The sequence below is a fragment of the Sutcliffiella tianshenii genome (genome assembly GCF_016908565.1).
GTDB classification, from domain to species: Bacteria; Bacillota; Bacilli; order Bacillales; family Bacillaceae_I; genus Sutcliffiella_A; species Sutcliffiella_A tianshenii.
On sequence record NZ_JAFBED010000004.1, the window covers coordinates 128,460 to 150,538 of the forward strand.

22 protein-coding genes are annotated in these 22,079 nt (G+C 42.0%); 3 read left to right on the forward strand and 19 right to left on the reverse strand.

The genetic code is table 11. The annotated features are described in order from the left end of the window. The first annotated feature begins 233 nt into the window (after positions 1 to 233). Positions 234 to 758 (forward strand): signal peptidase I, encoded by a 525-nt coding sequence (lepB, locus tag JOC95_RS10215; protein WP_204415809.1) that lies wholly within the window; start codon positions 234 to 236, stop codon positions 756 to 758. 38 nt (positions 759 to 796) lie between these two features. Here the strand turns inward: lepB and JOC95_RS10220 are convergent, their stop codons facing one another. From JOC95_RS10220 to JOC95_RS10310, 19 genes are all read right to left on the reverse strand, one after another. Continuing rightward, positions 797 to 970 (reverse strand): hypothetical protein, encoded by a 174-nt coding sequence (locus JOC95_RS10220; protein WP_204415811.1) that lies wholly within the window; start codon positions 968 to 970, stop codon positions 797 to 799. A 137-nt stretch (positions 971 to 1,107) separates the two neighbouring features. After that, entirely contained in the window at positions 1,108 to 1,533 is a 426-nt protein-coding gene (locus JOC95_RS10225; protein WP_204415813.1) for a protein-tyrosine phosphatase family protein, read from the reverse strand. Between the two features lie 33 nt (positions 1,534 to 1,566). Further along, positions 1,567 to 3,297: an arsenical pump-driving ATPase gene (gene arsA / locus JOC95_RS10230; RefSeq protein WP_419096236.1), complete on the reverse strand. Its 1,731-nt coding sequence runs from the start codon at positions 3,295 to 3,297 to the stop codon at positions 1,567 to 1,569. Between the two features lie 12 nt (positions 3,298 to 3,309). Continuing rightward, positions 3,310 to 3,678, reverse strand: a complete 369-nt coding sequence (gene arsD, locus JOC95_RS10235; RefSeq protein ID WP_204415815.1) for an arsenite efflux transporter metallochaperone ArsD — start codon at positions 3,676 to 3,678, stop codon at positions 3,310 to 3,312. Positions 3,679 to 3,745: 67 nt separating this feature from the next. Next, on the reverse strand, positions 3,746 to 4,165 hold the full coding sequence (gene arsC / locus JOC95_RS10240; protein WP_204415817.1) for an arsenate reductase (thioredoxin): 420 nt from the start codon (positions 4,163 to 4,165) through the stop codon (positions 3,746 to 3,748). Positions 4,166 to 4,223: 58 nt separating this feature from the next. Then, positions 4,224 to 5,522, reverse strand: a complete 1,299-nt coding sequence (locus JOC95_RS10245; RefSeq protein ID WP_239582836.1) for an arsenic transporter — start codon at positions 5,520 to 5,522, stop codon at positions 4,224 to 4,226. A gap of 15 nt (positions 5,523 to 5,537) precedes the next feature. Then, positions 5,538 to 5,879, reverse strand: coding sequence for an ArsR/SmtB family transcription factor (locus tag JOC95_RS10250; protein ID WP_204415818.1), 342 nt, complete (start codon positions 5,877 to 5,879; stop codon positions 5,538 to 5,540). Positions 5,880 to 6,346: 467 nt separating this feature from the next. Further along, positions 6,347 to 7,801 (reverse strand): SulP family inorganic anion transporter, encoded by a 1,455-nt coding sequence (locus JOC95_RS10255; protein ID WP_204415819.1) that lies wholly within the window; start codon positions 7,799 to 7,801, stop codon positions 6,347 to 6,349. Positions 7,802 to 8,055: 254 nt separating this feature from the next. Next, positions 8,056 to 8,718 (reverse strand): phosphate signaling complex protein PhoU, encoded by a 663-nt coding sequence (gene phoU / locus JOC95_RS10260; RefSeq protein ID WP_204415820.1) that lies wholly within the window; start codon positions 8,716 to 8,718, stop codon positions 8,056 to 8,058. Between the two features lie 12 nt (positions 8,719 to 8,730). After that, a complete protein-coding gene (gene pstB / locus JOC95_RS10265) occupies positions 8,731 to 9,555 on the reverse strand; it encodes a phosphate ABC transporter ATP-binding protein PstB (protein ID WP_239582837.1) in 825 nt (274 codons plus the stop codon). Between the two features lie 20 nt (positions 9,556 to 9,575). Further along, positions 9,576 to 10,460 (reverse strand): phosphate ABC transporter permease PstA, encoded by an 885-nt coding sequence (gene pstA / locus JOC95_RS10270; protein ID WP_204415821.1) that lies wholly within the window; start codon positions 10,458 to 10,460, stop codon positions 9,576 to 9,578. A gap of 1 nt (position 10,461) precedes the next feature. Next, on the reverse strand, positions 10,462 to 11,367 hold the full coding sequence (gene pstC / locus JOC95_RS10275; RefSeq protein ID WP_204416437.1) for a phosphate ABC transporter permease subunit PstC: 906 nt from the start codon (positions 11,365 to 11,367) through the stop codon (positions 10,462 to 10,464). A 139-nt stretch (positions 11,368 to 11,506) separates the two neighbouring features. Continuing rightward, positions 11,507 to 12,478 (reverse strand): PstS family phosphate ABC transporter substrate-binding protein, encoded by a 972-nt coding sequence (locus JOC95_RS10280; protein ID WP_204415822.1) that lies wholly within the window; start codon positions 12,476 to 12,478, stop codon positions 11,507 to 11,509. A 241-nt stretch (positions 12,479 to 12,719) separates the two neighbouring features. Continuing rightward, positions 12,720 to 14,900 carry a peptidoglycan D,D-transpeptidase FtsI family protein gene (locus tag JOC95_RS10285; RefSeq protein ID WP_204415824.1) on the reverse strand — a complete coding sequence of 727 codons (2,181 nt, stop codon included), beginning with the start codon at positions 14,898 to 14,900 and terminating at the stop codon, positions 12,720 to 12,722. Between the two features lie 127 nt (positions 14,901 to 15,027). Next, entirely contained in the window at positions 15,028 to 16,317 is a 1,290-nt protein-coding gene (locus JOC95_RS10290; RefSeq protein WP_204415825.1) for an MFS transporter, read from the reverse strand. Positions 16,318 to 16,460: 143 nt separating this feature from the next. Continuing rightward, the gene (locus JOC95_RS10295; protein ID WP_224838481.1) at positions 16,461 to 17,069 is read right to left on the reverse strand and encodes a superoxide dismutase; all 609 of its coding nucleotides are present in this window, start codon (positions 17,067 to 17,069) and stop codon (positions 16,461 to 16,463) included. A 122-nt stretch (positions 17,070 to 17,191) separates the two neighbouring features. After that, the gene (gene pfkA / locus JOC95_RS10300) at positions 17,192 to 18,151 is read right to left on the reverse strand and encodes a 6-phosphofructokinase (RefSeq protein WP_204415826.1); all 960 of its coding nucleotides are present in this window, start codon (positions 18,149 to 18,151) and stop codon (positions 17,192 to 17,194) included. Between the two features lie 112 nt (positions 18,152 to 18,263). Beyond that, positions 18,264 to 18,743: a DUF456 domain-containing protein gene (locus JOC95_RS10305; RefSeq protein ID WP_204415827.1), complete on the reverse strand. Its 480-nt coding sequence runs from the start codon at positions 18,741 to 18,743 to the stop codon at positions 18,264 to 18,266. 72 nt (positions 18,744 to 18,815) lie between these two features. After that, on the reverse strand, positions 18,816 to 20,435 hold the full coding sequence (locus JOC95_RS10310) for a Na/Pi cotransporter family protein (RefSeq protein WP_419096238.1): 1,620 nt from the start codon (positions 20,433 to 20,435) through the stop codon (positions 18,816 to 18,818). 258 nt (positions 20,436 to 20,693) lie between these two features. On the opposite strand from JOC95_RS10310, the gene JOC95_RS10315 reads away from it, so the two are divergent. Next, complete coding sequence (locus JOC95_RS10315) at positions 20,694 to 21,470, forward strand: DUF1189 domain-containing protein (RefSeq protein ID WP_204415829.1); 777 nt, start codon at positions 20,694 to 20,696, stop codon at positions 21,468 to 21,470. Between the two features lie 110 nt (positions 21,471 to 21,580). Then, complete coding sequence (locus JOC95_RS10320) at positions 21,581 to 21,931, forward strand: hypothetical protein (RefSeq protein ID WP_204415830.1); 351 nt, start codon at positions 21,581 to 21,583, stop codon at positions 21,929 to 21,931. Positions 21,932 to 22,079: the final 148 nt, after the last annotated feature.

Here is a 22,079-nt window from a genome sequence, read left to right on the forward strand (position 1 = left end):
TTGATATATGGAAAAATTCGTTGATAAAAATATATTTTCATTGATATCTGGGTCAAATTCGTGGATAAATCCTTATTTTCGTTGATAAAAGATTTTGAGGGACAAAACTATGTACAACTAGGGCGTACAATTAAATAAAAATGCGGGTTTTTATATAAAATGGAAACTTTTCTAGTATTTGTTTCGTATTTATTATAGGATAGTTGATCAGAAAAGCTTTAGGTGGGTTGCATATGGAGAACGATAGCACGAAAACAGAAGTCTTCTCTTGGATCAAATCTCTTTTGGCTGTGGTGGTGCTTGTGATTGTATGCCGACAGTTTCTATTTACACCAGTCACTGTCAATGGAGGTTCCATGAGTCCTACGTTTCAAGATAATGATCGCGTTATGGTGTTGAAAATGAGTGAGATCGAACACTTTGATATGATTGTGTTTGAAGCGCCAACTTCTAGCGATAAGCATATTAAAAGAGTGATTGGGATGGCCGGGGATACTCTGAAGGTAATGAATGATAGGCTATACATAAACGATGCGCTTGTGGAGGAACCATATTTGGAGGAAAACAAGGCGTCTTCTCCTTTTGCATTGACAGAGGATTTTGAAGTAGTGGTCCCGGAGGATTGTTTGTTCGTCATGGGTGATAATCGATTGAGCAGCGGTGACAGCAGATTGTATGGATTTGTCCCGAAAGACAATGTGTTCGGGGAAGTGAAAATCCGGTTTTATCCTTTGAGCGGGATCGGTCTCCCTGAATGATTAAACGAGCATGGCGTCATTGCCATGCTCGTTTTTTTTTAGCAACAATCGCTATCCTTCATACCATGCAACACAAGGCCTTTACCTTGTGGACCTTCCTGGACATCCAAGACCAGATCTGTTGTCATGCTTTCGATTTTCGGATCGATTGCGACTATTATTTCATTTAATGTTTCCACTTTATCATCTGCTTTTGCCTCATCCAGAGACAATCCTAATTGTGGACTTCCTCAGCCCCAGCCTGCAAAGTAGACACGTATGTTTTTTGCTCCGTTTTGACGGAGTATATCAACAAGGACGTCTCTTGCTTCGTTTGTAACCTTCACGGCCAGTCACCTTCCTTTGCTTTTTATTTTTGATACATGTTATGAAGTACTTCCTTCAATTCAGGCTTAACGTTTATGATGGGACGAATGGCTACCGCCTGTTTCTCTGCATCCTCTACAGTATTAGCCTTCCCCATCTGCAGAAGGGTACCCATGGCAACCGTCCCTGTTCTGTTTCTTCCACCTGAACAATGGAAATAAACCTTTTTGCCTTCTTTTTGAGCCTGTACCACGTAGTCGATGGCTCTTTTCACGGATTCATCTTGTTTGGCTTCATCGTCTACAATCGGCATATGGATTCTTGGGAGACCACCCTCCAGATTGTCTGATTCTGCCCGCAGGTCGATAATCACATCCAGTCCTTCATTTTGGTGAGCTTCTCTTGCTTGATCTGCCCCACCGATAAAAATGTTTTCCATTAATGCTTGATAGCTTTTTTCTTGTGGCATATCTATCCCTCTTTTCTAATCAGTGGCTCCGCTTCATGGGCGCCATGGTATGATGGCACATTTCTCATGTTTACTTGCGACCCTATCAATCCAACGTATCTCGTGCTTTCCTCGTCCACCCAATACTTTATCATCTGTCTTCGTTAAGGCAAAGCTTTGGTTGATGATCCACCACCTCGGTAAAATGGAGGCACGTTCAAGGTCTGCATGCAGCCGCTCCGCTTCAAGGACAGGTGTAGCCTCTGGCAAGGTAACAATGAGAACGGCAGTTTCCTCTTTGTTTCTCAGACGCGGTAAGAGATTCTGCACTTCCGGAGAGACCTCTCCTGTCGACCGAAGGAGCTCTTTATGATAGGACTTTGCAGCATCCAAGAGCAGCAGCGTATGACCTGTGGGAGCTGTGTCAATGATGACAACCTCTTCATCTGCCTGACCAACGATTTTGGCGAATTTCTGAAAAACAGCAATTTCTTCAGTGCACGGAGAATTCAAATCCTCCTCCAGGTAAGCAAGCTGCTCCCCTTCCAGCCCCTCTCCTGCCCTATCTAGCACCGTTTTTTTGTATAGCTCCACTTCACGCTTGGGATCTACCCGACTTAGGGAAAGATTTCCCGCCACCTTACGGGAATGCAGCGCCTGCTCAAGGTGGGCCGCCGGATCTGTAGTAGTAAGATGAACGGCAACCCCTTTTTCTGCAAGCTTAACAGCTAACTCAGCTGCCAGCGTCGTTTTACCTACTCCGCCTTTCCCCATTGTGAAAATGACCCTCAGATTCTCTTGAATGACATCCTGTGCGACATCGTCGAAACCAGATAGGTCGGATAAGAGTGTGGGAGGCATAGCTCCCGCCTCATCAAGTTTCAGAGTCTCACCTCTTATCCACGCTTTCAAGGACTCCATGCCGGTCAAAGAGAATGAAACGTACGGCAAATAAGAAATGTCCGTCCCTTTAAAATTATCCGTTACCATCCCCAAAGCTTTTTGCTGCTTTTCATAAAATGCATGGGAGACTTCGTCGTCAAGCACCGGATTTCCTAATAGACCATTTACAATAAGATGCTGGTTCTTCAAGCCGATATCCTTCAATTCAGCTGAAGCACGGGCCGCTTCCACAATGGGGGACTCATCCGGACGGGTCACAAGGAATAGCTGTGTCTGATCCGGATCTGATAGAGCTTTCACCGTCTGCTCGTATAATGACTTTTTTGCATCAAGGCCGGAAAGAGGCCCTAAACAGGATGCACCATGTGTACTTTCCTCCAAAAAGCTGTTCCATGCAGACGGCAATGACAAGAGTCTTAGCGTATGTCCCGTTGGTGCCGTATCAAAGACAATCACGTCAAACTGTTCCGTAATATCTTTCTTCGTCAAGAGTGTAGAGAACTGGTCAAACGCAGCAATCTCAACGGTACATGCCCCAGATAACTGTTCCTCCATGGTGGCAAGGACAGAATCAGGCAACTTTCCTTTATAGGGTCCGATCACACTTTCCCGATAATCCTTCGCCGCTTCTTCCGGATCGAGGTTACAAGCGAACAATCCATTTACCCCTTGAACCTCCGATATCTCATTAGTTAAATCCTGTTCAAAAACATCCTGCAGATTTGAGGCAGGATCCGTACTGACAATCAATACCCTTTTGCCCTCTTCAGCAAGGGAAATAGCTGTGGCGCAAGCGGTTGATGTCTTCCCTACCCCTCCTTTTCCTGTGAAGAAAAGATAAGGGGTCTTCACCATCTCTTTCGGATCAAAAGTTAATAGCAAGGTAGACACCTCCTAGCTTTTTGGATTTAACGTGATATTCAGCTTTGTCTTAGGTTCTTGGTGTGTAAGGTCTTCTTTCTTTATCCCTGTCCAGGAAGCAAGCTCTTCATTGGTAGGATATGAGGCAATTTTTTTCACTTTGTCATCGACGATCACAACAGGCAAACACTCTGGACCTTTTTCCATCAACAAGTCATTTACTTGCTTATTTGTTACAAATGGCTCAGGTTCGGAACCGAGGTTGTATCTGCTGATCTTTATGCCTTTTTGCTGTAAGGAGAATATGGAGCTTGCCACTCTTGTAAGTTCGGGATCGACCGAAGGACCACATACACCTGTAGAGCAGCACATTGCCGGATCAAATATTTCAATCTTCGTCATTTCTAATACCTCCCCTTTTTATAAAAAGAGCCGAGAATGGTTAGACTCGGCTCTTCGTTTTTGGTTATTATTTTCCAGTCTCTGCAAATGTCTTGATACGATCGCCGATTTCATCACGAACGCGTTGGAAGAACTTCCACTTTTCCTCTTCGGTGCCTTCCGCTTTAGCAGGGTCATCGAAGCCCCAGTGCACGCGCTCCTTGTTAGGAGGTGTTGCCGGACATACATCAGCCGCATGGCCGCAAAGTGTTACAACAAGATCTGCCTTTTTCAAGATTTCAGGGTCTATCGTATCGGAAGTTTGGTTTGTGATATCCACGTCCACTTCATTCATCGCTTTTACGGCATTCGGATTGACACCATGTGCTTCAATACCAGCACTGTAAACATCCCACTCATCGCTCAAATATTTTTTTCCCCAGCCTTCTGCCATTTGGCTGCGGCAAGAGTTACCTGTACATAGGAAGTAGATAGTCTTTTTTGTCATGATGAAAAACTCCTTTAAGTTATATTTGATAGTTTATATTAACAGAGAATCTCTGTTATTAACCGATAATCAATAACCAGAAATATAGGCCAAGCAAGGTGATGAATAGTGTCGGGATGGTCAGGATGATACCCACTTTGAAGTAGTATCCCCAGGAAATTTTCACACCTTTAAGGCTTAGTACATGCAGCCATAGAAGTGTTGCAAGAGAACCGATCGGCGTTATTTTTGGACCCAGGTCAGATCCGATGACGTTTGCATAGATCAGTGCCTCACGGATCACACCGTCTGTTGCCGTATCCTTGATCGCCAGTGCATCAATCATGACAGTCGGCATATTGTTCATGAAGGACGACAGAATTGCTGCGATGAATCCCATGGAAATGGTAGCAACAAACAGTCCTTCATCCGCTGCCATCTGGATGAGATCCGTCAGGACATTCGTAAGTCCCGCATTTCGAAGGCCATATACCACCACATACATCCCGATGGAGAAGAATACGATGGCCCATGGTGCACCTTTGACAATTTGTCTAGTATGAATGACAGGACTTCTTCTGCTTACAAATAAGAAGAAGATGGCTACTGCTGCCGCTACAAAGGAAACCGGGATTCCTGCAAACTCACTGATGAAATACCCACCAAGCAGAACAGCAAGTACTGCCCAGGAAAGTTTAAAAAGCTTTTTGTCTTGGATAGCTTCCTCCGGCTTTTTTAACACGGACATGTCATAGTCCTTTGGAATGCTTTTACGGAAGAACAGATAAAGCACAGCAATGCTTGCCCCAATCGCAAAGAAGTTCGGTACAACCATTCGTGTTGCATATTCCACAAATCCTATTCCAAAGAAGTCCGCTGAAACGATATTTACCAGGTTACTGACCACAAGGGGCAACGAAGTCGTATCTGCGATGAATCCACTCGCCATGATGAATGGAAGGATCATTTTTTCCTTGAAATTCAAATTTCTTACCATTGCCAGAACAATCGGCGTTAAAATCAACGCAGCACCATCATTGGCGAAAAACGCTGAAACCAATGCCCCAAGCAAGGTAATGTAGATAAACATCCGAGTTCCGCTGCCTTTTGCAAAGCGGGCCATGTGCAGTGCAGACCATTCAAAGAATCCGATTTCGTCCAGAATCAATGAAATAATGATGAGTGCAACAAATGTAAGTGTTGCATTCCAAACGATGGAGGTAACGTCATACACATCCTGCAGTGAAACGACTCCGACAAGCAGCGCCAGTAGCGCCCCGGCACAGGCTGACCAGCCAATGGAAAGACCTTTGGGCTGCCAGATGACAAATATTAATGTAAGTAAAAAAATCACAGATGCTAAAATAATTTCAAGCAAGCGTAAAACCCCCGTCTAGTTACAAGTTATTCTAAGTCCTTTTCTCTCCAGCTCCAGCATTTTCTCCTCAAGCTTAGGTACATGCTCCAAAATGGAACTGACCATCTCATAATGGGCATGGCCACTGTTTAGTGAATACATGATCCATTGGCCCTTTCTGGATTCCTTTACAAGCCCGATGTCCTTGAGTTTCTTCAAGTGCTGGCTGATGGAGGGTTGACTCATCTGAAAGATCTCGACAAACTCACAAACACAGCAGTCATGATCCTGGAGCAATGCCACCATGGATAGCCTTGTTTTGTCCCCTAACAGTTTAAGAGTTACAGCCGCTTCTTCCATTTTCAAGACAGTTTGCATAGTATCACCAACCTTTGGAAAAAATAGTTATATAATAAACCGCTTATATAACAATATGTTTATATAATAAAACACTTATATATAAGTTTCAACCTCTCTATTGTAAAAAAAACGTAAAGATTAATTGCAGAATAATGAGACAGTTGATACACTAAAATTAAGAAAGCGCTTCCAATAAACACATGACCGGGAAAGGTGATGGCTGTAAGATGATGGATTATCAGTTCAGACGACGAGCTTTTCAAAACCTGCATGTGGAACAAGAAGAGGCTAAAAATGAAATGATACAAATTTCCAAGAAAAGCAAATCAGTGATGGCTTACCTATCATCATTTTTTTCCTTTTTTCATCACACTTGATAAAGGGGCCTTTTAACGCTCCTTTTTATTATGCTCATTAATATTTTCGTGATTAATTTTAAAACTACCAAAAAAAAGAGTGAGACAATTTGTCTCACCCTTCATACTTTAATGCCCCGATGGAGCAGATAATCCAATTCTGTTAACAAGTGCTTCACTTTCTTCGTTCAGCCCAATCATCGTAACCTTCTTGCCTAGGCGTTGATATTTAATCACCGTTTTGGAAATTGCCGTAACGGCAGATTGATCCCAAACATGTGTGTTGCTGAAATCAATCACGATTTCTTCTGGATCGTTTTGATAGTTGAATAAATCAACAAAATGACTCATTGTTCCAAAGAACATCTGTCCTGTAATTTTGTATACTATTTTATCGTACTCCAAGAGTATGGTTGCTCGAATCTTTGCCATTTTCCAGCCAAAAATCAAAGCACTTAATACTACTCCTGCGCCTACACCTTTTGCAAGATCATGTGTATAAACCACAATGGCTACTGTTACTACCATCACAATGGCATCGGACCGCGGTATCTTGTGCAGTTCTCGGATGGACTGCCAATCAAACGTTCCAATGGAAACCATTATCATGACACCGACCAAGGCAGCCATTGGAATTTGCACAACAATGTCACCCAGGACCATGATCAGGAACAATAGGAATACCCCGGCTACAAAAGCGGAAAGCCTTCCTCGTCCTCCAGATTTAACATTGATGACAGATTGGCCGATCATCGCACACCCTGCCATCCCGCCAAAGAATCCGGTAACAACATTGGCGATACCTTGTCCTTTCATCTCACGGTTCTTATCACTCTTCGTATCTGTCATTTCATCTACGATTGTTGCTGTTAACAATGACTCTAGTTGCCCCACAATCGCAAGTGTAAATGCGTATGGCAAAATGATCATGAAGGTTTCCCATGAAAACTCCACCATAGGCACATGGAACATAGGTAATGACCTCGTTATTTCACCCATATCACCAACAGTATTTAATCCGAATCCTCCTCCGAATACTACAACTGCAGTGATGACGACAATTGCAAATAAAGCGGAAGGAATTGCTTTAGTAAAACGAGGCAAGATATAGATGATTGCCAGTGTTGCAGCAACAAATGCGTACATCACCCATGTTGCATCCACAAATTGCTCTAACTGAGCCATAAAAATCAATATTGCCAAGGCATTTACAAATCCGATGATTACTGCCTGAGGTAAAAAGGAAATAAATTTACCGAGCTTAAATATTCCCATCAATATTTGAATGATTCCGGTAAGGACGGTCGCAGCAAATAAATACTCCAGCCCATGGTCCGCCACTAATGTAACCATCAATAGCGCCATTGCTCCGGTTGCAGCAGAAATCATCCCTGGTCTCCCGCCTGTAAAAGCGATAACCACGGCAATACAGAAGGATGCATATAATCCTACCATCGGATCCACTCCCGCAATGATGGAGAATGCAATAGCTTCCGGAATGAGGGCCAAGGCAACGGTCATCCCTGAAAGTATATCCCCACGCACGTTACCAAACCATTCTTGTTTTAAAGTTGCTATGTTCATAGCACACCTCTTCCCTGTTATTTAGTTTTTGTGACTTTCTACTCTCAAGAAAGTCGGGTCCGTTTGCAACAGGAAAAATCATAACATAACTTTGAAAACGTGAAAATGACTAGGAAAACGCAAACAAATGAATATACGTCTATTTATCTCTATTTTTCTCTACTTTTCTCTACTTTTCGTATATCCATCAAAAAATGACAAATTTCATTACCAAAAAAAAAGCCCTGTCTATAAAGTGACAGAGCCTACCGTTCCTATTCATTCAATTCGTAGTGTCGACCTTTTACAAGGTATAAAATGTTTTCCGAAATATTTGTCGTATGGTCAGCCATTCTCTCAATATAGCGGCAGATGAAGGATAGCTGTGTGATCTGCGGGATCATGTCAGGAAAATCCTTTGTCATTTTCAACAGCTCGCGGATGTTTTCGCCATAAAGCTCATCCACTTGATCGTCCATCTCAGCTACTTGCTTTGCCAATACAACATCTTCATCATAATAAGCCTTTAATGAAAGTGATAGCATTTCCGTTGCGATATTATGCATTTTTACTATCTTATCAATCGGAATTAGATCCTCTGATTTTTCACCGATACGGATGGTTGATTTTGCAATGTTTACAGCAAAGTCCGCGATTCGTTCCACATCCGTAGAAATTTTGATGGCAACAATGATTCTTCGAAGGTCAACTGCCACCGGCTGCTGTTTTGCTATCAAAAGAATCGCAAAATCGTTGATTTCCTCATCAAGTCGATCTGCTTTGTAGTCATCTTCAATGATTTGAAGCGCTTGTTCTATATCCTTGTTTGTCAGGGTATTGATGGATTTGCCTAATGCAATTTCCGCCAGGCTCCCCAGTTCCAATAACTTATCTCTTAATGTGTTCAAATCTATCTGAAACTGTCCACGAACTGTCATTGTTCTCTCCCCTTATCCGAAGCGACCTGTAATATAGTCTTCTGTACGTTTATCAGACGGGTTGGAGAATAGCTTATCCGTTTCGGTGTATTCTACAACTTCCCCGCTCAAGAAAAATGCTGTTCTATCAGAGATACGTGCTGCCTGCTGCATGTTATGCGTCACGATTACGATACTGTAATCCTTTTTCAGTTTCTGAACCAGTTCTTCCACTTTTAATGTAGAAATAGGGTCAAGTGCGGATGTAGGTTCGTCCATCAGGATCACGTCAGGCTCAATGGCAAGACAACGCGCGATACATAGGCGCTGCTGCTGTCCGCCGGATAGGCCGTATGCATTTTCGTTCAGGCGATCTTTGACCTCATCCCAGATTGCAGCTCCACGCAAGCTTTTTTCCACGATTTCATCCAGAACCTTTTTATTGCGGATGCCATGGATTCTTGGTCCATAAGCAATATTGTCATAGATGGATTTTGGGAATGGATTCGGCTTTTGGAATACCATACCTACATTTGTTCTTAATTCTTCCACTTTATATGATTTGGAAAGGATGTCTTTATCTCTGTATAAGATTTCACCTGAAACCCTTACACTTGGCACAAGTTCCACCATACGGTTCAACGTTTTGATATAAGTTGATTTACCACAACCGGATGGTCCGATGATAGCTGTCACTTCGTTCTCGTAAATCGGAAGGTTGATGTTTTTCAAAGCCTGATCTTCACCGTACCAAAGGTTCAGATCTTTTGTATGATAAACTATTTTTTTGTCTGTTGGAGTGTTTAGAGTTGAAGAAGTCGCATTCTTCGTTTCACGTTCAGGTACCACAACTTGCATGGATGATTCCTCCTCTTAGATTAAAATCTTCTTTGGAATTTATTTCGAATAATAACCGCAATAGAGTTCATGACCAATAAGATGAACAGCAATACCACAATCGTTGCTGCCGCCAGATTTGCGTATTCTGCCACAAGAGCTGCGTCAATGGTCCAGTAGTAGATCTGCATCGGAAGCACCGTGAACTTATCAAAGATTCCTTCTGGAAGTGGAATCAATAGTGCAGGGATCCCCAATACAACAAGTGGAGCAGTTTCCCCGATTGCACGGGATAACGCTAGGATTACTCCTGTTAAAATACCCGGTATGGAAGCCGGCAAAACGATGTTCTTAATGGTCTGCCATTTTGTGGCACCCATTCCATAGGATGCTTCCCTTAAATATCCAGGCACGGAACGAATTGCTTCCTGACTGGCTACTACTACGATAGGAAGAACAAGTAATGCCATGGTCAATCCACCAGCCAGAACAATATTTCCAAGGCCTGCTGCGCGGACAAAGATAGTCAACCCCAAGATACCAAAAACGATCGAAGGAACACCGGCAAGATTAGAAATATTCATCTGTAAAAATCGTTGAAGACGGCCTTTCTTGGCATACTCTTCAAGATATATCGCAGTACCTACTCCCAGGAACAATGTAATGGGTGCTACAACAAGCATCAGCCATAAAGTTCCCATTATTGCTCCCATGATCCCGGCTCTATCGGCCATGGTGGATAATTTATTCGTAATAAACTGAAGATCGATCCAACCCATACTTTGTGAAATAACACGGTAGAATAATATGATCAGAACAACAAGGCCGATTAGCGTGGCAAACAGGAAAATGGATTTAGCAAAATTGTTTACCGTCAGTCTTGAGTTCATCTTTTTTTGCACTTGTGCTGCATCAACATATTTCATCTTAATATTCCTCCCTATACTTGCGAGAGATATACTGAGCGATCAGGTTCATGATCAAAGTAAATACGAACAGAGTCATCGCAACAGCATACAAGCTGTAATATAAAGTTGAACCAGCTGGTGCATCTCCACCGGTCACTTCGACAATATAAGCAGTCATCGTTTGCATTGATTGTGTTACATCAAACGTAAAATTCTTTGTACTTCCACTTGCAATCGTCACGATCATCGTTTCTCCGATCGCACGGGAAATGGCAAGAACAAAGGATGCGACAATTCCAGACATTGCAGCAGGAACGACAACCTTCCATGCCACCTCAAGTTTCGTAGATCCAAGTGCTAATGCTCCCTCTCTCATTGCATTGGGAACGGAACTCATGGCGTCTTCCGATAATGAGGCGACCATTGGAATGATCATGATACCCATTACGATACCCGGACTGAGGATATTTGTTGGTTCCAAACCAGGAATGATTGCTCTTAATAGAGGCGTTACAAAAGTAAAAGCGAAAAATCCATACACGATTGTCGGGATTCCGGCAAGAACCTCTAGAATCGGTTTTAATATTCTTCTGACTTTATCTGAAGCATATTCACTTAGGAATATCGCTGACATTAATCCGATGGGGATTGCCACTACCATTGCAATGAGTGAAGAAATGATTGTTCCTGTCAATAATGGCAATACTCCGAATTGGGCATTTTCACCCAAAGGCTTCAAAACCGTACCTGTAAAGAAATCCAGGAAAGGGACTCTTTTAAAGAATTCCACTGTTTCAAATAATAAAGTAAATACAATGCCGATAGTAGTGAAAATGGAAATTGTTGCAATCACCAAAAGGAATTTTGGCACAAAAGCTTCGATAAGCCTGTTTGTATTGAGAGTTGACTTATTCTGTTGAATCATTTCTCTCACATTGATATTATCTTTCTGTTTCGCCAATTTAAAATACCCCTTTCATCCTAAAACAAGGTTCATCCAAAGCCTGTTTTAGTACACATGGGAAGATGAGCAGCATCATAGCTCCCCATCTCCCCAGAAAAATTTACTTTAGACCTTCTAGTTCTTCAACAGATTTCTGGATTTCTTCATCTGTCAATGGAGCAAAGCCTGTTTCACTTGCAACTTTTTGTGCATTTTGCATAGTGTAGATTGCATAATCAAGAACTTGCGGCTTTTCTTTCGCCAGTCCAACATTCAAGTATGTGAATACTGGACGAGTGAAGTTTGCATATTCTCCATCTTCAGCAATTGTGTCAAGGGATGGTTCTACAGGTCCGTTCCCGAAGTCAACCTTAACTGCGGTTAATTTATCTTTGTTGCTTTCATAATAGCCATATCCGAAAAATCCGATTGCATTTTTATCTTTTGATACAAGATCCACTAAAGTGGAGTATTCTTGCTGTAGGTTTGTACCTTCAGCTAGATCTTTTTCTTCAAGGATGTTTTCCCAGAAGAACTCATATGTTCCGTGGTTTTCGTTTGGTCCATAAGTTTTGATTTCTTCATCAGGGAAATCAGAACGAACATCAGACCATTTTTTCTTGTTTCCTTCAGCTAAGAAGATGTCGATGATCTCTTGCTCAGTCAATTCTTTAGCCCAGTCATTCTCTTTATTGATCACGATTGTTAAACCGTCAAGTGCAACTTTCATTTCTTTAACTTCCATACCTAATTCGTCAGCTTGTGCTTTTTCTTCATCTTTAATTTGACGGGAAGCGTTGTTGAAGTCTGTACCATCTTCAACCAGGAATTTCTTGAAACCAGCAGAAGTACCTGCACGGCTTACTTCAACTGATACGCCTTCTTGAGCTTCTGTCATGTATTTTTCAGCCATTACAGACATGAAAGGGAATACCGTTCCAGATCCATCAATCACTACGCTACCTTCAAGTTCTTCTCCACCTTCAGCAGATGTACCATCTGAAGATCCATTGTTTGAGTTACCGCATGCTGCAGCAAAGACTGCCAGTGATGCCACGATTGTAAGTAATAAAAAACGTTTGAAGCTTTTCATTTCTTAATTCCCCCTAAGGTTTTTGTTTTTTGATGTTTCTGTTTATCTTGCCCTACGAGATTTATAATATAATCAACGTATTAACCACGTATGAATCAAGTGTAAAGGTTTTGTAAATCTCTGCTTTTTTGATGAAATTTGGGGGATAATAGCGATTTTTGTGAGAATAAAGCCATTGAAATAAGATATTCTGGGTAGATTGCAACAAAAAAAGCACTCGCAATGAGTGCTTTTTTACTGTTTATTCGTTGTCTTCAGGGTCTTGTTGTGCATCTTCCGGCAATGTGCCATCTTCAGTTGTGATGGTGTTTTGTTCTTCCGGATTATCTTGACCAATTGTACGTTTCTTTTTAAGTTCAAAATAAACTCTCATAATTTCGTCCCCGATTTCGGTACTGATTCCCCCAGTTTGGGAGAAATTCGTAGAAGCATTAGGAACCATGATTGCAAATGCAAGCTCAGGATTATCATATGGAGCATAACCAATCAGATTGAAGTTCAATGTACTGTGGATAATAGGTTCCTTGCCTTCTCTAATTTCACGATAGAAGGATTGCGCAGTTCCAGATTTACCTGCAGGTTTGAACTCTTTCATTTTGGATCCACGTGCCGTTCCTTGAAGTCCATGATAAACACGTTTAAATCCCTCTTGGACTCTCTTTATTTCGTCATCTGACATGTCAACCCTGTTTAAAATTTCCGCTTTGAATGGCTGAAGCACCGGCCCCAAACCCTCTTCCTCGACAGGCTCCCTTATTTCCCTTACCAATTGCGGGCGCATTCTATATCCTCCATTGGCAATTGTAGAAACATATTGAGCAAGCTGCAATGTTGTATATGTGTCATATTGTCCAATTGCCAAATCGAGAAGTTTACCTGAAGTATCATACTTTCCAATAAGTCCTGCAGACTCCCTCGGAAGATCGATTCCTGTTTCCACTCCCAGTCCAAACTGTGCGAGATAGTTCCTAAAAACATCATAATCCTCATTGTCTACCGGCAAAGGTTCGCCAGGTCGGTAGGTGCTTCCAGCTATCCCCATGACGGTTCGGAACATGTACACGTTGGAAGAGCGCTCAAGTGCTGTCAGATCATTAATATTACCCATGGCAACATAAGATGCTTTTCTAGGTGTTCCTTTGATGTTAAGTGGTGCATCATATAAATATTGCCCCGGGCTGATTGCACCATGTTCAAACCCTGCCAGTACTGTTGCTCCCTTTACAGTAGAACCTGGCTCGTAAGCTTCTTGTATGGTACCTAAAGCGTTATCCTCAACTTTAGTTTGCCCATTTTCATCTTTAACGAGCTGTTTCCCTGCAAGAGATAGTACTTCCCCTGTTTTCGGATCCATTACAACTGCAAAAGCCCTGTCCAGAAATCTTGCAGGTGCACCTTGGGTTGCTCTAGCTTCTAGTATTTTATCGGCTAGAACCTTTTCCACTGCCTGTTGTAATTCCATATCTATGGATAGAACCAGGTCTTTTCCGCGTTTACCTTCAAAGACTTTTTCCTGTCGCAGTAGATTACCGGATGAGTCCGTTACATTTTTTACTCTTGCTTTTTGTCCTTGAAGTACATTTTCATAAAATAATTCGATTTGACTCTTACCGACCCGGTCATTTCTACTATATCCTCTGGCAAGGTATTCTTGAATACGGTCCTCCGGGATTCCGCTTTCCGAATCAGAGACACTTCCTAAAACTGACCTTAGTGTATCATCAAATACATACTCACGTTTCCAATCAGTCATGATGTCTACGCCTGACAAGTGTCCTAAACTTTCACTGATGATGGCATATTCCTTTGCAGTAACATCTTTATTCTTTACGATTTGGGGTGTTAATGCATAACCTTTATTAAATTCCCTGAATATTGCAAGTACCTGCATTTCTTCTGGGTTTGAAGTGATTTCTTGTAGATTCTTATCTGTGATTCGATCCAATTGAAGCTGATACAGTTCACTTTCTTCCAGTTCTCCATCTTCAACTTTTTTCAAATCAGCTTTAGTAATAAGTTTCTCTGCTTCTTCCGGACGTGTAAGGATCCAATAATCCTTTTTATCACGTTCTTGTATATCTTCCGTGTCCAGCGTGATTACTTCCGACAATTTTTTAGCTATCTCCAACTGTTCCTTGGAAGAGGTTGATGCCATCCTTGTATATGTAATCGCATTTAACGGTGTATTATCCACCACCACGTTATGGTTGCGATCGAATATCTTTCCCCTTGGTGCCAATGTATTTACAGTGACATTCTCTTCTCTATCCACTTCCTTGCGATAGTCCTCCCCAAACACGATCTGGACAAATCCCAAGCGAAGTATAAGGGCAGAGAACAATAGGAAAACCGCAAAAAACAAAAGATTCAACCTATATGGGACATAATTCTTTTTCTTCTTTTTTTGTTTCTGATTGGTCATACCCTACACCTTTTCATCTGTAATTTTTGCATAAAAAGCAATAGACACCTATTTGTAATCTCCCTAGGTGTCTTTGTCTATCTTTATTGTATAAGAAAACTCTTCAAATATCTATTAATAAATGGAACTAAGGCTTAGATTCTCCCTCACCGTCCCGTAAAGTTGTCACAATTGGGTGAGGTTCTTCCTTTATGACGGGTTTAGCCGGCTCCAGTTCGATTTTCCTTACAAAAGGATAAATCATTGCGTGACCTGCACCGATGATACACATGAGGACCGGTATACTTTTTTGCTGATCGAAAAATAGGACGGCGATCAGGAAAAGTATAACGGAAACGGCCCTGCCCCCGTTCAGGAAAATTTCGCGGACCACAATATACTCGATTCGCATCTCGCCTGCCTTCCAGCTTCTTCCTATCACGTCATATGTCAGGGATACGTACGGCACCAATAATAATGGGTAAGCGATCGCAATCGTCACAGCGTAGAAGAGAAGCTTCACATATGTAAGCTCGAAAACAAGAAAGAATATCGCCCCGTACAGGATCAGCCCGCCAATCAGTATGGCTTTTTTCCTGTGGTGCTTCTTGATCAGCCTTGTGGCAAAATAGTAGGCTACAAATGCCACAGCCGAATTCAATAGCCCAAAGGTTCCGAGAGCCATTTCACTGTTCGTTGTGATATATACCAAGACGGATACTGCAAAGATGAAGGTACCTTCCCTTAATCCTTGAAAGAAGTGGGCATTTGTAATATAACGCCAATTGTCATTGTTTCTTCTTTCCTTGATGATGCGCTTCAGTTCATAGCTTCCCTCTGCTCCCCTCCGCTTGATAAACAGGCTCAAGACGACCGCAGCAGAAAATAGGACCAGTGAAATCGTAAAGATGACCGTATATCCAGTAAACTTCTCCAAGTTGGAAATGATGTAACCTGCAGCAAAGGGTCCAATCATCCCGCCAACAGATGACAGTATCCCTAGAAATCCATTGAAAAAGTCCCTTGTCTCCGGCTCCGTAATTTCAAAAGTCAACACATTAAACGCTAGCCAATAGAACCCGTAGCCGATTCCAAGTAAGGAACCGAGCATCAATAAATAGGTAGAAGCCTGATCCCCGATAAAGAGTACGGACAAATAAAAAAGTGCTAAGAATACGACTCCTAAACGTAGCACTATGACCCGATCGATTTTTTTTGCCCATCTACCTGCCAGGATGAATGTCAAAGGCTGAAAGATGACCACTGCCAGATTATAAAAGCCCAGATCGCTGAACTCCCCAGACTGCTTCCACAAGTAAACATTCACAAAAGTGTTTGATAAAGCGATACTTAAGGAATAGAGTCCCCCGATGACCAAGAGCAACAGTAAGTCCTTATTCACTTCCACATCACCAATTAACTTTTTTAGTGCAACCATAATACCCTCGCTCCTTTATCTACGTTTATTGTGGCTTAAAGGGGAGGTAATATGTATTGTTTTTGGAAGCCTTTATATCACACTTCTGGAATCCCAACAAAAAAAACTCCCGCCCACTAAGGACGAGAGTCATCAATCAATAATTATTTCGCTTCGTTATAAAGCTTTCCAACAACATCCCAGTTGATTACATTGTAGAAAGAAGAAATGTAATCAGGACGGCGGTTTTGGTAGTTCAGGTAGTAAGCGTGCTCCCAAACATCAAGGCCAAGGATTGGAGTTTTACCTTCCATCAATGGGTTGTCCTGGTTAGGCGTGCTTGTCACTTCAAGCTCACCGTTGTTTACTACCAACCAAGCCCAGCCGGAACCGAAACGGGTTGTAGCAGCTTTAGTGAACTCTTCTTTGAAGTTTTCGAAGCTACCGAATTTGCTAGTGATGGCATCTGCCAATTCACCAGTTGGGGAAGTGGAGCCACCTGGAGTCAGGATGTTCCAGAATAGGCTGTGGTTCGCGTGTCCACCACCGTGGTTGCGAACTGCAGTTTGGATTTCTGCAGGAACAGCTTCCATGTTGGAGATCAGCTCTTCGACGCTTTTTCCTTGAAGATCAGTTTTGCCTTCAAGTGCAGCGTTGATTCCAGTTACATAAGTATTGTGGTGCTTAGTGTGGTGAATGTTCATTGTCTCTTTGTCGATATGAGGCTCCAATGCGTCATAAGCATAAGGTAATTGTGGTAGTTCGTATGCCATAATTATCTCCTCCTAATTTTTATGTAGGTATAAACCATGGTCAAGCCCATGATTCATTATTTTCAGATTACCAAAACTTGTAGTATCTTTCAAATAATCCGCCTTAATTTTGTCACAATTATTTAAATGGATAGTTCCTGTGAAAGGCGGTACATCGTTTCATCAATATGATGCGGCTTGGAAAAGACTTCATCAAACGAATAGTCGACGATTCTGTTCTGTTCCATTCCGACTGCACGTCCACCTTTTCCTTCTATCAGCAATTCAACAGCACGTCCACCTAGCCTGCTCGCCAGAACGCGGTCAAAAGCCGTCGGTGTGCCTCCTCTTTGTATGTGACCCAACACAGATACCCTTGTCTCAAGGCTTGTTTCCCTTTCAATCAGCTTCGCGAAGTCCATTCCGTTGCTTACGCCTTCAGCAAGGACGATGATGGTATGCTTTTTGCCACGCTTTTGCCCGCTTTTTATACGTCCCACAACATCCTCGAGCTTGAAATCTATTTCGGGGATGATGATGGTTTCCGCTCCACCGGCCAAGCCAGCCCATAAAGCGATATCACCGGCATGGCGTCCCATTACTTCTATGATAAAGGTCCGTTCATGCGAGGTTGCTGTATCCCTGATTTTATCAATAGCATCGATTACAGTGTGCAAGGCCGTATTGAAGCCGATTGTATAATCGGTCCCTGCAATATCATTGTCGATTGTGCCCGGCAGTCCGATACAAGGAAAGCCGTGTTCCGTCAGCTTCTGCGCACCTCTATAGGAGCCATCCCCGCCTATGACAACAAGACCCTCCACACCATGCTTGTTAAGCTGTTCTATCCCACTATGCTGGCCTTCAAGTGTCTTGAATTCCTCGCTTCGTGCGGTATAGAGCATGGTTCCACCCCTGTGAATGATATCGCCTACCGAACCAAGCTCAAGTTTCTTGAAATTCCCGGCCATCAGTCCAGCATAGCCCTGATAAATCCCATATACATTCAAATTATGATAGATCGCTTTTCTTACCACCGCACGCACGGCTGCATTCATACCAGGCGAATCTCCACCGCTCGTCAGAACCCCAATGGTTTTCATCTTCTTCACTCCCTATAATTGAAAAATAAAAGCTTGCCAGTTAAACCAAGCTTAGTATATCCATATTAAACCATTCCATGTCGGTAAAATGCCAATGTTAAGCTATTGTGTCCTAAATAAAGAATAGGAAACAAAGGATCATCACCATCTGGATCAATCCTTTTGCAAGTACACTGCTAAAGAGTCCAACTACAGAACCAAAGCCGATTTTCACCGCTGACTTCCATTCCTTTTTGTTGAAAAGCAACTCCCCAAGTATTGCACCCAAAAACGGTCCAAGGATAATGCCTGCAACCGGAATGACAAAGGGGCCGGCCAATAGACCGATTGTACTTCCCCAAATCGACGCTTTACTTCCACCGAACTTTTTTACACCCAACAGGTTGGCAAAATAATCGGCAACAAATAAAAGTACAACAAAGAGAGAAGTGATGATCCAAAACCAGACGGTCAACTCTTCGAATGAAAAGAACACTCCATACAACAGGAATCCCCCTACAATGAACAGCACACTTGGGATAATCGGGTAAATCAAGCCAACGAATGATACGACAAACAAAGCAATGATGATGATCCAGTATACAATTTCCATGACTAACCTCCCTTTCATATAAAAGAAAAACCGGACCCCTAGAGAGTCCGGCATTTTCTAAGTTACTATCTATTATAGCGTTTCGTGGTCCTCACCTAAAACTGCTTCTGCAATATTTACTGCATGATCCCCGATACGCTCTAAGTTGCTCACGATATCGACAAAGACGATACCAGCTTGACCAGAACATAATCCTTCGTTTAAGCGAAGAATATGCTTTTTACGTAAAGCTCTTTCCATTTTATCGATCTGGTCTTCCTTCAGTCTTACATCGTTTGCAAGTTCTTTATTGTTAGTACGTAATGCTTCGATTGCTTCTTTTACAGTAGTAATGGTCAATGTAAACATTTCTTCTAGATCTGTATCGGCGGCTTCAGTCAGGTCCACCTTATTAGCGATCTGGAAGTCCACCAATTCCACTATGTTCTCGAAGTGATCTCCGATTCTTTCGATGTCTCGAACAGTATCCATCAATACGGAATGTTCCTCCGACTCATTATCAGATAAGGAGCTTGAAGATAATTTGATTAGATAGTCCGTGATTTTTCTGTCAAGATTATTGATTGCATCTTCGATCTGATAAGCCTGTTCAGAATACTTTGTCGTACCCGTTTTCAAATACTCATGAGAGGACTCTAGTCCTTTAACAGAAAATTCACCCATTCTGAGTACTTCTTCTTTTGCCTGACCGAGAGCAAGTGAAGGTGATTGTTCAATGAAAATCGGATCCAAATGTTTTGCCTTATACTCGACTACACTATCTTCACCAGGAATAATCTTGGTAACGATAAGCGCCAGTATTCCAATAAACGGAAATTGGATAATCACGTTTGCCACATTGAATGTACCGTGAGCAAATGCAATGGTCATTTCAGGATTCAAATTTAATGACTCCCTAAAGAACATGATCAACTTTTCAAATGGCCCTAAAATTATCAGGACGAGCGTGGTACCAATGACATTGAATAAAACGTGTGAAAGTGCTGCACGTCTTGCAGCAACTGAAGCACCAATTGCAGCTAGCACAGCGGTAATGGTTGTTCCTATGTTATCACCGAACAATACAGGTAAAGCAGCATCCAAGTCAAGCGCTCCTTGACCAAACAATTCCTGCAGAATACCAATGGTCGCACTTGAACTCTGAACAAGTACCGTAAAGACTGTTCCTACAACAACACCCAAAATCGGACTGTCACTCATCGACACAGTGAGATCGACGAAAGCTTGAAGCTCTCTAAGCGGCTTCAATCCGTCTCCCATGATATCCAATCCATAGAATAATGCTCCAAAACCAAAAACGATTTGACCCAAATAATGTATCTTCTGATTCTTAAAGAAGAAAAGAAAGATTGCCCCTAACGCAATTATAGGTAAGGAATACTCCGATATTTTAATACCAATGATGAAGGCCGTAACAGTTGTTCCGACATTCGCCCCCATGATAACACCGATTGCCTGGCGCAATGACATAAAGCCGGCACTGACGAGACCAACTGTCAATGCAGTTGTACCCGAACTAGATTGAATCAATACCGTTACAATTATACCTGCAAGAACTCCCATGAAAGGGTTGGTCGTGAATCTATCCAAAATATCCCGCAGCTTATCTCCTGCTGACTTCTGCAGTCCGTCTCCCATATATTTAATACCAAAAAGGAAAATACCGAGACCACCAATAAATTCAAATATCATTTTCTGAATATCTAAATCCAATACGTTCAACCCCTTAATTTATGTACTTATAATCGACAAAAAACAACAAAACCAAGTACAATTATTAACCTAGAGTGAAGTTAATGTAAATAGAAAACCTGATAAATTTACATTATCTTTACAAACTGTAACTTGAAATTAACAAAGGATTCTGATGCTTCAATAAAATATTGTATACATACCCATATTAAGGTAACATTAGGATGAAAAATCAATATCTTTAAAGGACTGATCTCATTGAATATTTTCAAGCAATTCATTAAAAGCCTATACTCGCCTAAAACGATGGCAAGCTTTCGATTTCAGGGAATCGGAAAAACGATACTTTTTGTATTTTTCCTTGTACTTCTTACTTCTATTCCCAAGTTTGTCAATATTGGAACCGATGTAACCAATTTCTATAATAATGCCCAAGAAATCTTTGAGTCGGATGTTCCTGCTTTCTATATAGAAGAGAACCAATTTCACGCTGATGTGCAGGAGCCATATGTTATGGAGGAAAGTGGGATGACCATCATTTTCGATCCTGAAAATGAACTTTCCCTAAGTGAACTCAAAGGATATCAGGAAGTGCTCGCGTTTCAGAAGGATGAAGCCCTGCTTGTTTATCAGGGAACTGTCGAATATATTCCCTTCTCTGATTTCCAGGGTGCATATATAGGAAAGGAAGAGGTGGTCTCATTCCTGGATTCCATGGAAGGGACGCTTCCCGTTTGGATCACCGTCATCATCATTGCAAGCTACGTTTTCTTTAGTGCAACCAAATTCATTCAAGTGACCATTCTTGGTCTTATCGGGCTGATTTTAAAGAATGCCCTTCAACGTTCGAACCTGAACTTCCGTCACACATGGATCATGTCTGCTTACGCTGTCACTATACCTAGCGTGTTCTTTGCCATCATGGAGGCACTATCCATCCCTGTACCTGGCGCGGTATGGTTGAACTTTGCCATTGCGGTATTTGTTCTTTTCCTGATAATTAAGGAAGTGAAGGTCAAAAAAATTCAAGAATAATTTATTGAACCGCTGGCATAGGTCCGGCGGTTTTTTTGTTCTGATTTGTCATAACCTCCGTGGACAAGCATATAGTGAACTAACTATATTGTCTTAGGAGGAACTTTCTCATGATTCGACTATTCATTGCAGCCCTTATTTGCATCACTATCTTCAGCATCTATTATGACCTGTCAAAAGGCACAATACCCATTGCTAACGAACAACAGGCAGCCCCGGTCATGACCACCCCTTCTTTGACAGAGGAACAGGATACAGATACGGAAACTGATTCCAATGCAACCTACATAGAAGTGGAAGTGAAAGCCGGAGATACTGTTCTTACTGTAGCTGAGCGAATCGCCAATAAGCCCATCCCTGTCAGCATCACACAACTCGTGGAGGACTTTCAAATACTGAATGAAGGAATGGCGCCCGAGAAGATCCAAGTAGGTAAAACATATAAGTTTCCCCTATATTAGACGCAATTAAACTCAACACTTGCCAATCCAAAACGCAGTTGTTAAAATATGTTGGGAGTTAGTGGATAATACTAGCTTTTTTCCAGGATTAAAGGTAATCTGATGAAGATAGATGTTTTGATCTTAGATCATTCCTAAAAGGAGCGAT

Bases quoted from the DNA above. Each gene is read 5' to 3' on its own strand.
- lepB (WP_204415809.1), top strand. From the start codon at position 234: ATGGAGAACGATAGCACGAAAACAGAAGTCTTCTCTTGGATCAAATCT.
- JOC95_RS10225 (WP_204415813.1), bottom strand. From the start codon at position 1,533: ATGCCACAAGAAAAAAGCTATCAAGCATTAATGGAAAACATTTTTATC.
- arsD (WP_204415815.1), bottom strand. From the start codon at position 3,678: ATGACGAAGATTGAAATATTTGATCCGGCAATGTGCTGCTCTACAGGT.
- arsC (WP_204415817.1), bottom strand. From the start codon at position 4,165: ATGACAAAAAAGACTATCTACTTCCTATGTACAGGTAACTCTTGCCGC.
- JOC95_RS10250 (WP_204415818.1), bottom strand. From the start codon at position 5,879: ATGCAAACTGTCTTGAAAATGGAAGAAGCGGCTGTAACTCTTAAACTG.
- JOC95_RS10255 (WP_204415819.1), bottom strand. From the start codon at position 7,801: ATGAACATAGCAACTTTAAAACAAGAATGGTTTGGTAACGTGCGTGGG.
- phoU (WP_204415820.1), bottom strand. From the start codon at position 8,718: ATGACAGTTCGTGGACAGTTTCAGATAGATTTGAACACATTAAGAGAT.
- pstB (WP_239582837.1), bottom strand. From the start codon at position 9,555: ATGCAAGTTGTGGTACCTGAACGTGAAACGAAGAATGCGACTTCTTCA.
- pstA (WP_204415821.1), bottom strand. From the start codon at position 10,460: ATGAAATATGTTGATGCAGCACAAGTGCAAAAAAAGATGAACTCAAGA.
- pstC (WP_204416437.1), bottom strand. From the start codon at position 11,367: ATGATTCAACAGAATAAGTCAACTCTCAATACAAACAGGCTTATCGAA.
- JOC95_RS10280 (WP_204415822.1), bottom strand. From the start codon at position 12,478: ATGAAAAGCTTCAAACGTTTTTTATTACTTACAATCGTGGCATCACTG.
- JOC95_RS10285 (WP_204415824.1), bottom strand. From the start codon at position 14,900: ATGACCAATCAGAAACAAAAAAAGAAGAAAAAGAATTATGTCCCATAT.
- JOC95_RS10290 (WP_204415825.1), bottom strand. From the start codon at position 16,317: ATGGTTGCACTAAAAAAGTTAATTGGTGATGTGGAAGTGAATAAGGAC.
- JOC95_RS10295 (WP_224838481.1), bottom strand. From the start codon at position 17,069: ATGGCATACGAACTACCACAATTACCTTATGCTTATGACGCATTGGAG.
- pfkA (WP_204415826.1), bottom strand. From the start codon at position 18,151: ATGAAAACCATTGGGGTTCTGACGAGCGGTGGAGATTCGCCTGGTATG.
- JOC95_RS10305 (WP_204415827.1), bottom strand. From the start codon at position 18,743: ATGGAAATTGTATACTGGATCATCATCATTGCTTTGTTTGTCGTATCA.
- JOC95_RS10310 (WP_419096238.1), bottom strand. From the start codon at position 20,435: ATGATATTTGAATTTATTGGTGGTCTCGGTATTTTCCTTTTTGGTATT.
- JOC95_RS10320 (WP_204415830.1), top strand. From the start codon at position 21,581: ATGATTCGACTATTCATTGCAGCCCTTATTTGCATCACTATCTTCAGC.